Here is a 9130-nt window from a genome sequence, read left to right as displayed (position 1 = left end):
GAATTAACAGGAGGTAAGGTAAACCATAATGAAACGATGAATGAGACAGCTATCAGAGAGGCTTATGAAGAGTCTGGCGCTGTCATCAATGAAAGTGATATAGACTATTTAGGTTACTATATACTACCAAATGGCCATACCACTACAATTACAAAAGCTGAAGTAAGCTATTTTAAAGATATACCGAAATATTCAGAAACTACTGAAAGAATACTTACGAAAGAACCATTAGACAAAAATTTATTATCATTTCAAGATGGGTTATATGAAGAAATTTTTAAATATTTAGGGGCATACCATGAATAAGGTTAAAAAAGGGTATTTATTTAATATTATTTCCGTAGCAATCATGTCTTTAACCCCAATATTAAACAAACTTTCACTCACTGATTTATCACCTATTCAAGCAAGTTTTTTAATGCTTTGTTTTCAACTTTAATATTATTAATAACTGTATTACTCGATAAAAGTAAAATAAAAATCTATCATAACAAATTTATATGGCTCTTAGGTATTACTAATACAATAGGTATTTTACTCCAATATGTAAGTTTAAGTTTGTTAGATCCAGTTAGTGTTGGATTATTAGGAAGATTTTATATTATATTTGCGTTGTTTCTTTCAGTGCTCTTTCTAAATGAAACGTTGTGCAAAAACGATACCTTTCCTATAATTTTTGCTGTTATAGGTTCATTCTTGATTACTCATTTTTCAGGTGATTTTAACAGTATATTAGGTGTGATTGTCACCCTATCTTATACATTCTTTTTTGCGCTAACGAATATGTTAGCTAAAAAGACCGTCAAAGACATTGATTCTAAAACCATCTTACTATACAATCAGGCGACTTCTACTTTGTTGCTAGGTATCATATTAATTGTGACTAATCATTTACATACCATACATATAAGCATAGGCTTGTTCTCTATTTTACTTTCTGCTTTGTGTAGTGGCGTAATAGGACTTTTATTATTTTATGAAGGTTTGAAATACATTTCGTTTCGTGAAGCGAATATTATAAGAACCCTCAATCCTATATTTGTGTTTATATTTTCTTTCCCGTTTTTCCCTTTACCATTAACGCCTAAATTCATAACCGGCGCGATTTTAATCATTATTTCTATTATTTATATAAATCTATATAAAGATAAAAAAACGTCTTCATGATAACTTTTTCATTAAAAATGCGCCCCACCATTAGATCTCATTCTAACTTTGGGGCGTATATTAATTGGCGTATTTTATAAAATTAATTGAACTAACAAACTAAGAAATTATATTTATGTCCATCTGGATCAGCAAATGTTGCACCGTAATAACCTTGAGAAGTCTTAGGTTCATCAATCACCTTACCACCTAATGCTTCCACTTTATGCATTAATTCATCCACTTCATTATTAGTTTTAACACCTAATGATATAATCACTTCATTAAAGACGAAAGAAACAACTTCGGATTAAGACGACTTAACCCGAAGTATTTTATTAGGCCAATATGTGATCCATTGAACGATTCACACTACTTGCATACATACCACCAAATTTAACTAAATGCACCATGAATAAATATAATCTATAGAACTCTAAGCGTTTTTCTGCTCCTTTTCCTAAAGGATAATGCTTTTCATATTCATTATAAAACTCTTGTGTAAATCCACCGAAGACAGTAGTGATACCTAGATCAAATTCTCTATCTCCATATAACGGGGCTGGATCAAATAAAGCGGGACGCCCATCTTTTAAAAACATATAATTACCGCCCCATAAATCACCGTGTAAAAGAGACGGTTTGCTATTATGATTTTCTAATTCATTAATCATAACAGAACGTGCTTGTTCGTATACTTTATTATCTTCTTCATTCCATAAATTTTTACGTAATAGTTCATCTCTTAAATGATCCATACGCCGTTCTACAAAAATTTCACTCCAAGACTCTGACCATGTATTATCAAATGAGACATCAGCCCCTTCATAAGGTAACTCGAATCCAAACTTACCTTCTGACTGTTGATGACTATGCATTTTGGCTACAAGTTGTCCTAATTCTTTTTGACTTCCTTTACCGCCTTCTTCTAAATAACTGAGTAATAGATACGCATCGCCATTAATTTCGCCATTTTCAATCACTCTTGGTGCTGTAATATCTGCTTTTTCAAATGCTTCTAGTCCAGCCATTTCGGCAGCGTAGAAAGAGGGTTTACGATTTCTTTGAACTAATAAAAAATATATATCATCGTTTGTTGTAATTTTAAATGCTTCATTTACATCTCCACCGCTTACTGGTGAAATATCTTGAATACCCTCTAAAGGTAATTGATTTTTCCAATCTGATTTCATTAATTATCCTCCTTAGTCCAATTCTTTATCTACTATTCTATTACCTAAATGGATGTGCTTTAACCTTTGTCATTCCAAAATGATTTAAAGTTAGGCAATTTTTCAAACACTTTCAAATTTGACTATTCATTTTTAATCGAACGTGCTAGTCTATTAAAGGAATGTTTTTTCAATGATATTAAATGAGGATCGTAAGCCTCAAATACAATGAAATGGAGCATTATTATGTACAAATTAATTAAACCTCTTTTATTCAAAATCGAACCTGAAAAGGCACATGGATTAACAGTAGATGCCTTAAAATTCACTCAGAAAAACGCTTTTTTACTACCTTTTGTAAATAAATTATTTACATATGAACACCCCTCTCTTTCACAAAACATTAAAGGGATAACATTTAAAAATCCAGTTGGTTTAGCTGCTGGTTTTGATAAATCATGTGAAGTGCCTAAAGCACTTGAAAATGCTGGTTTCGGTGCTCTTGAACTTGGTGGCATTACACCTAAACCACAAGATGGCAATCCTAAACCGCGTATGTATCGCTTACTTGAAGATGATGCCTTAATCAATCGTATGGGCTTTAATAATATGGGGATGAATAAAGCTTTATGGAATTTAAGACGTCATGCTTACACTATTCCTGTAGGTTTAAATGTGGGCGTTAATAAAACGACACCTTACGAAGAGCGTTATCAAGATTATATTAAAGTCATCGATGCGTTTAAAGCAGATGTATCATTTTTCACTGTGAATATTAGCTCACCTAATACTGAAAACTTACAAAGTTTCCATGATAAAGATGAATTTTCAATGTTATGTCATGCTTTAATAGATTATAAAGCACAACACGAAGTGAATGTCCCAATCTTTTTAAAGCTAACTTCAGATTTAGAACTTGAAGGTTTTAAAACTATTTTACCTCAAATTACAGAAACCTTTGATGGTATGATTTTAGCCAATACCACACGTCAACGTGATGGATTATCTTCTCCAAATAAAGTAGAAGACGGAGGATTAAGTGGTCGACCTTTATTTAAACGTAATTTAGAACTTGTAAAATGGGCTTATCAACAAACGAATGGCGAATTTTTAATCATTGGTACAGGTGGTATTTTTAGTGCACAAGATACTATTCAAATGATGCGAAATGGTGCGTCACTTGTACAAATCTACTCATCCCTCGTGATAGAAGGCCCTGGTTTAACTAAAAAGATTAATCGAGATATTGCTAAATATTTAAAAGCAAACCATTATAGTCATATTAGTGAGATTATTGGACTAGATGCTAGACGTTAAAATATTTCACTAAACGATAAAGTGTACTATACTAATATTACACGTAGCACGTACTATCGGAGGGTATGTTGATGACTATAGAAGATAAACAAACAAAGTCACAAACTAAAGATAAGAATAACATTGAAGATGCCAAATCTTCTCAAGAATACGATAATAGTATCGGTTACAATGGTGAAAAGAAAACAGCTTTGGATCTTGAAATTGAACGTGAACTATTAGAAATGATGGAAAATAAAGATCCTGAACCTGAAAAAGAGAAGAAAGGTATAAAAATTGCTGGACTACTATCTGCCCTTGTTATTGCTATTTTAGCTATTGTGCGTTTTATCCATCGTACGTTATAACTAAAAGCGAAGGAGTAAGAAAGAATGGTTAACTCATTCTCTCTTACTCCTTTTAAAATTGTTCTAAAAATGCTTTAGCTTCTCGATTAATTTTTTTAAAATCAATACCTTGTTCCATCGCTGCAAATACACATCCGCAATAACATTGTCTAAATATATTATAATCATTACACATTTCTATAGACCGTTCGTAACCTTTATTTTTCTTAAAATCACTAGGTAAATAATATGTATTGTATAATCGTTGAACTTCCATACCGAGTTCGTTAATTAATTGAGCATTCTTTTTAGGAGATAATGTTAATGCACTACCGAAATAATCATATCCATACTTCACTGCTGCTTCTGCGACAAGCTCTAAACGCATCTCAAAACACGCTGTACAACGTTTTCCACCTTCAGGTTCTTCAGTAAGACCACGCGATTTCGCCATCTTCATGAATTCATATGGCTGATAATCAGCTTCAATATATTTTACCGAATATCCAGTCTTCTCATTAAAATCTTTTACAAATTGTGCTTGGACTTTGGCACGTCTTAAGTATTCATTTTTAGGATGAATGTTAGGATTAGCAAAATAAATAGCAATATCTGCATACTGAGATAGATATTCTAATGTATATGTGCTACAAGGTGCACAACAACTATGTAATAAAATTTTAGGGCGAACGCCTTCACGCTCCCATTGATTAATCAGTTTTTTCAACACCCTATCATAATTGATTTTTTGATTTTTCATCTTCTTAATCATAGGTTCAGCATTTAACATTTCTCAATTCTCCTTATAAAATATTATATATTATTTTTAGTTTGAGACTTATACAATAAAAATATATCAGATATTATCGACTTACTATATCTTGAACTTTTTTAATAGCCTCATCTTCTATTTCTTTGAAAATTTTTATTGCCCTATGTATTTTTTATATTATTTCTTAAAGATGGTGATTACTTAAATTCATTAATGACACGCGTACTACATTGAGTACATACATTTTAAATTGGAACAAGTTTACTTCCATAATGCTTACAATAAGCCACTAAAACCTCTTCCAAATAATCTACGTAGTACTCCGAAATCATCGAATTGACTAATTAACGATGATCCAAATAAATGTAATGCAAATCCAATAATAACGAAAAATATGATAACACCGTAAAAACTAGGGATACGTAATTTTCTATTTACACTATATTTAGCAATTAAATATATACATGATGTGAATAATAAGATAATCGAAAATACTCCTAATACCCCACTTAAAATATAAAGTTTTAAAAATAGTGAAATAAATCCTAACAAAAGTATAAGCACTGATAATGTATTCGTTAAAATAAAGTCTGACAAAACTTTTTTAATTTGAAAAGGTTGAAGTACAGTTAAACGTATCACTCCATAAGTAATAAAGAAAAGAATAGCTATAGCAATAGCGATGCCTAGTATTACTCTTAGAACAATAGTAAATACTCCTGAAATGATATAACCAAAACTATCTTCAATCATAAAATGAATAAAAAATCCTAAAATTAATAAGCCCACTATCACTAATGAAGCTAATAATGAGTAACTAAATGAATGATGACTCTCAATGATTGTATCATGCCGTTTAAACACTTGTTTAAAGAATTTTTTACTTTCTTCGACAACAGATTTAACTTTTTGACTTGAAGCACCAGGATTACCATAACGTTGTTGATAAGATGTATAATCAGGTGCATCTTGCGTTTGAGATGACTCAATATTGTTGTATTGATTCACTGTAGGCTGTTCTTTTGATATAGCATTTGGCGAAGTAACAGAACTTGAAGTAGAGTGATTTACACTTTTGTTTATATGACTATCCAAGTTTAATGATTCTGGTGTTGTTGTAGATGGTGTAATCTGATCTAATTTCGTTCCACATTCTCCACAAAATAAATCTCCTTGTTGATATGACTGACCACAATTTGGACATTGCATCCTATATACCTCCATAAACATAAAATTCGAAATCATTATACCATTAAATTGAATTGCTTAAAATATTATTTTAATGAAATAAAAAAGTTCGAATCTTAAACGATTCGAACTCTAATGATGATATATTATTCAGCTTCTCTGATTTCTGCATCGATATCTGCATAATCAATTTCAGTATTAGTGAATGTTTTATTATCGATTGGGAAGTGTTGTTCAAATGTTTCAAAGTTTTGAATTTCAACTTTTACATCATCTACTTCAAAATTTAAAATGTGTCCGCCGAAATTACGATCATCGTTGGCGAAATGAATATGGAAACCACCAGAACCAATACCATGGAATAATTCAGGTGTAAAGAAGCCAATCACTGTACCGTTAACATCTTCCTGAGTTTCTTCAGGTTGTCTACGTGCTGAATCAATTAATCTTGTATATGGTGGTTCTTGTTTTGGCATCATACGAACATGCATTTTTTTAAATTTACCAGTGATTTTTACTGCTGAGAATAAATTATCACTTAACATATGTTCTTTTACTTCATTTAATACTGTTTCAGAATCTTTATTAGAAGTTTCATAAGATTCATCTGCTTCAAATTTAGTAATTGTTGCAAAAGGTGTTAATTCATCACCTTTAAGTTTAACGAATTCTTTTTTTTCATTTGCATGGTAAGCTTCTCCATTAATGAAGATAACTTCACCGTCTGAACCTGTAAGTGTTGCTAGTCCTGAATCACCATGTTTTAATAATTCATCGATTGTGGCAGTTCCTTCTAATAAACCTGCCATCAATGTACCTAATGTACCATGTTGATATAATACGTGACCCATATTAATATTCACTCCTATTTTTTAGAAAATTAATTTAAAGAATCTGGTAACATATTTGTTGATAATTTAATATTATCTTTATAATTTACTGGAATATCAATTAAAACAGGTCCTTCTGTTTCGTAACCTTCTTTAATTGCAGCTTCAAGTTCTTCTGGGCTTGTTACTCGAATACCTTTCGCACCAAATGACTCTGCATATTTAACATAATCTACTGGACCAAATGCTACGCCAGCTGCACGTTTATATTTCATTTCTTCTTGGAATTCAACCATGTTGTATTTACCATCATTCCAAATTAATTGAATGATATTTAATTTTTTACGTACAGCAGTTTCTAAATCTTGACCTGAGAATAAGAAACCACCATCACCAGCAACTGACACAACTTGTGTGTTTGGACGTACTAATGCAGCTGCTATAGCCCATGGTAACGCAACACCTAAAGTTTGCATACCGTTACTGAATAATAAGTGTCTTGGATTGTAACTTCTAAATTTACGAGCCATCCAAATATAATGACTACCTACGTCTACTGTAACAGTTGTATCATCAGTTAACGTTTTTTGCATTGTATTAATAATTTCTACTGGATGTAAAATACCATCTTCATGTTCATATTTAATACCAGTAGCTTCGATAATATTTGCTCTTAATTCTTCTAAGTCATCTAAATGTTTTTGATCAATAATTGGTTCAGATACTTTTTCTGACATCATTTGAATTGTACCTGCAATATTACCTACTAATTCTTTTTTAGGACGTAAGTAATTTGTAATTTCAGCATGTACTTCGTCAATTGAGATAATTTCAGTATCTAATTCTTTATTCCAGTTACTTGCTTCGTATTCAATTGGATCATAACCGATTGCAACTACTAAGTCAGCTTTTCTTAGTAATTCGTCACCCACTTGGTTACGGAATAAACCAACACGACCAAAGAAATGGTCTTCTAATTCACGACTAATCACACCAGCACCTTGGAAAGTTTCTACAACAGGTAAGCTTGTTTTTTCAACAAATTTACGAATTGCTTCTGTTTCTTTTTCACTAGAACTTCTCATACCTGCAAGTAATACAGGGAATTTAGCATCTTTAATCGCTTGAAGCACTTCATTCACTTCTTCATCTGCTGGTACCCCTAAATGAGGTTTTTCTGGTAAGTCGATTGCTTTACTTTGCACTTGAGATGAAATAACGTCTTGTGGAATACTAATGAAACTTGCACCATTTTTACCAGAAGTTGCAGTGCGGATTGCATTTGTCATAACTTCAGATAATGATTCAGGATCTTGAACCTCTGCACTATATTTAGTTGATGATTTTAGTAACGCAGCGTTATCTATAGCTTGGTGAGTAAGACGTAATAAATCATTTCGTTTAACTTGACCACCGATTGCTAATACAGGGTCACCTTCTGAAGTAGCTGTTAATAATCCAGTTGTTAAGTTACTTACCCCTGGACCACTTGTTACTAATGCAACACCAGGTTTACCTGTTAAACGTCCAATACCTTGTGCCATCATTGCAGCATTTTGTTCATGACGTGTAACGATAAGTTCTGGACCATCATCTTCTAATGCATTGAATAAATAGTCGATTTTTGCACCTGGAATACCAAATACATAATCCACATTATTATTTTTTAAAGTATCAATGACCATATCTGCGGCAGAATAGTTTTCTTTAGCCATTTTATATTCATATCCTTTCAAGTTTACATTTGTAATTTAAAGTTTTTATTTCAAAATTACTTTTCTATTTTTTTATACCCAATTAAAAAGAAGCCACACACATGTCTATTTTTTTAGGGAAAAAGAGGGAAAGACTTAGTCACATGTTAATTGCGGCTTCTTTATATTTAAATAACTTCAATTTTTAAAGTTGAAGTGTAATCTCAGTTAATTAGACATATTCAAATATGAGATGGGAGTTTTCTATTATATATGTCATGTTTAAGGGAATGATAGTAAGACATACTTATTAGAACATTTGAATACGTTGTAACTTTATTACGTTTCTTATTATAGTACGCATCGATACATTAATAAAATACATATTTTCGATAGTAACCATTCCATATTGGAATAGGTCAATATACTTTAACCATTGTAAAATGACACAATTAAAAAGGTCTAATGACTTGACTTGTCTTCTATAATTATAGTGCCAATATTGATATAATTACTACTTTTTATATTTTTAGAGTAAATATACTCTTTTTCGTTGTTTTTATTTTAGATTTATCTGATATAATCAAATCTATCATTTAAATTTTCTAGGTTTGTATTCTTGTTTAATCAAAAGTAAGAAAACTTGAAATTTTCAGAAATTTTAGACAAAATACTATTCTTTTAT

9 protein-coding genes and 1 pseudogene are annotated in these 9130 nt (G+C 31.2%); 4 read left to right on the top strand and 6 right to left on the bottom strand.

All coding sequences use genetic code 11. The annotated features are described in order from the left end of the window. Both NR218_RS04435 and NR218_RS04430 read left to right on the top strand, forming a co-directional pair. Window positions 1–306 (top strand): NUDIX domain-containing protein (locus NR218_RS04435; RefSeq protein ID WP_265848406.1); only part of this gene is annotated, 306 nt, incomplete at its 5' end. A gap of 117 nt (window positions 307–423) precedes the next feature. Next, on the top strand, window positions 424–1167 hold the full coding sequence (locus NR218_RS04430; RefSeq protein WP_235428535.1) for a DMT family transporter: 744 nt from the start codon (window positions 424–426) through the stop codon (window positions 1165–1167). Between the two features lie 91 nt (window positions 1168–1258). Here NR218_RS04430 and NR218_RS04425 read toward each other — a convergent pair. Both NR218_RS04425 and NR218_RS04420 read right to left on the bottom strand, forming a co-directional pair. Further along, a pseudogene (locus tag NR218_RS04425) lies at window positions 1259–1432 on the bottom strand (VOC family protein); the annotation flags it as partial. Between the two features lie 52 nt (window positions 1433–1484). After that, a complete protein-coding gene (locus NR218_RS04420) occupies window positions 1485–2339 on the bottom strand; it encodes a fructosamine kinase family protein (protein ID WP_054105904.1) in 855 nt (284 codons plus the stop codon). Between the two features lie 225 nt (window positions 2340–2564). Here NR218_RS04420 and NR218_RS04415 point away from each other — a divergent pair, with 225 nt between their 5' ends. Further along, window positions 2565–3635 (top strand): quinone-dependent dihydroorotate dehydrogenase, encoded by a 1071-nt coding sequence (locus NR218_RS04415; RefSeq protein ID WP_017175099.1) that lies wholly within the window; start codon window positions 2565–2567, stop codon window positions 3633–3635. A gap of 71 nt (window positions 3636–3706) precedes the next feature. Then, on the top strand, window positions 3707–3982 hold the full coding sequence (locus tag NR218_RS04410) for a hypothetical protein (protein WP_017175100.1): 276 nt from the start codon (window positions 3707–3709) through the stop codon (window positions 3980–3982). Window positions 3983–4034: 52 nt separating this feature from the next. Here NR218_RS04410 and NR218_RS04405 read toward each other — a convergent pair whose 3' ends face one another. From NR218_RS04405 to alsS, 4 genes are all read right to left on the bottom strand, one after another. Next, window positions 4035–4751, bottom strand: a complete 717-nt coding sequence (locus NR218_RS04405; RefSeq protein ID WP_017175101.1) for an epoxyqueuosine reductase QueH — start codon at window positions 4749–4751, stop codon at window positions 4035–4037. A 258-nt stretch (window positions 4752–5009) separates the two neighbouring features. Then, window positions 5010–5942, bottom strand: coding sequence for a zinc ribbon domain-containing protein (locus NR218_RS04400; protein WP_019835162.1), 933 nt, complete (start codon window positions 5940–5942; stop codon window positions 5010–5012). Between the two features lie 125 nt (window positions 5943–6067). Further along, window positions 6068–6772, bottom strand: a complete 705-nt coding sequence (gene budA, locus NR218_RS04395; protein ID WP_265848405.1) for an acetolactate decarboxylase — start codon at window positions 6770–6772, stop codon at window positions 6068–6070. A gap of 29 nt (window positions 6773–6801) precedes the next feature. After that, window positions 6802–8466, bottom strand: a complete 1665-nt coding sequence (gene alsS, locus NR218_RS04390) for an acetolactate synthase AlsS (protein ID WP_265848404.1) — start codon at window positions 8464–8466, stop codon at window positions 6802–6804. Between the last annotated feature and the right edge of the window lie 664 nt (window positions 8467–9130).

Source organism: Staphylococcus sp. SUC_1.2 (assembly GCF_026222585.1).
The sequence above is the reverse complement of the archived record's forward strand: the minus strand, read 5'-3'. Positions and strand labels throughout refer to the sequence as shown.

Excerpts from the sequence above, each read along its gene's own strand:
- NR218_RS04420 (WP_054105904.1), bottom strand. The coding sequence starts at position 2,339 with ATGAAATCAGATTGGAAAAATCAATTACCTTTAGAGGGTATTCAAGAT.
- NR218_RS04415 (WP_017175099.1), top strand. The coding sequence starts at position 2,565 with ATGTACAAATTAATTAAACCTCTTTTATTCAAAATCGAACCTGAAAAG.
- NR218_RS04410 (WP_017175100.1), top strand. The coding sequence starts at position 3,707 with ATGACTATAGAAGATAAACAAACAAAGTCACAAACTAAAGATAAGAAT.
- NR218_RS04405 (WP_017175101.1), bottom strand. The coding sequence starts at position 4,751 with ATGTTAAATGCTGAACCTATGATTAAGAAGATGAAAAATCAAAAAATC.
- NR218_RS04400 (WP_019835162.1), bottom strand. The coding sequence starts at position 5,942 with ATGCAATGTCCAAATTGTGGTCAGTCATATCAACAAGGAGATTTATTT.
- budA (WP_265848405.1), bottom strand. The coding sequence starts at position 6,772 with ATGGGTCACGTATTATATCAACATGGTACATTAGGTACATTGATGGCA.
- alsS (WP_265848404.1), bottom strand. The coding sequence starts at position 8,466 with ATGGCTAAAGAAAACTATTCTGCCGCAGATATGGTCATTGATACTTTA.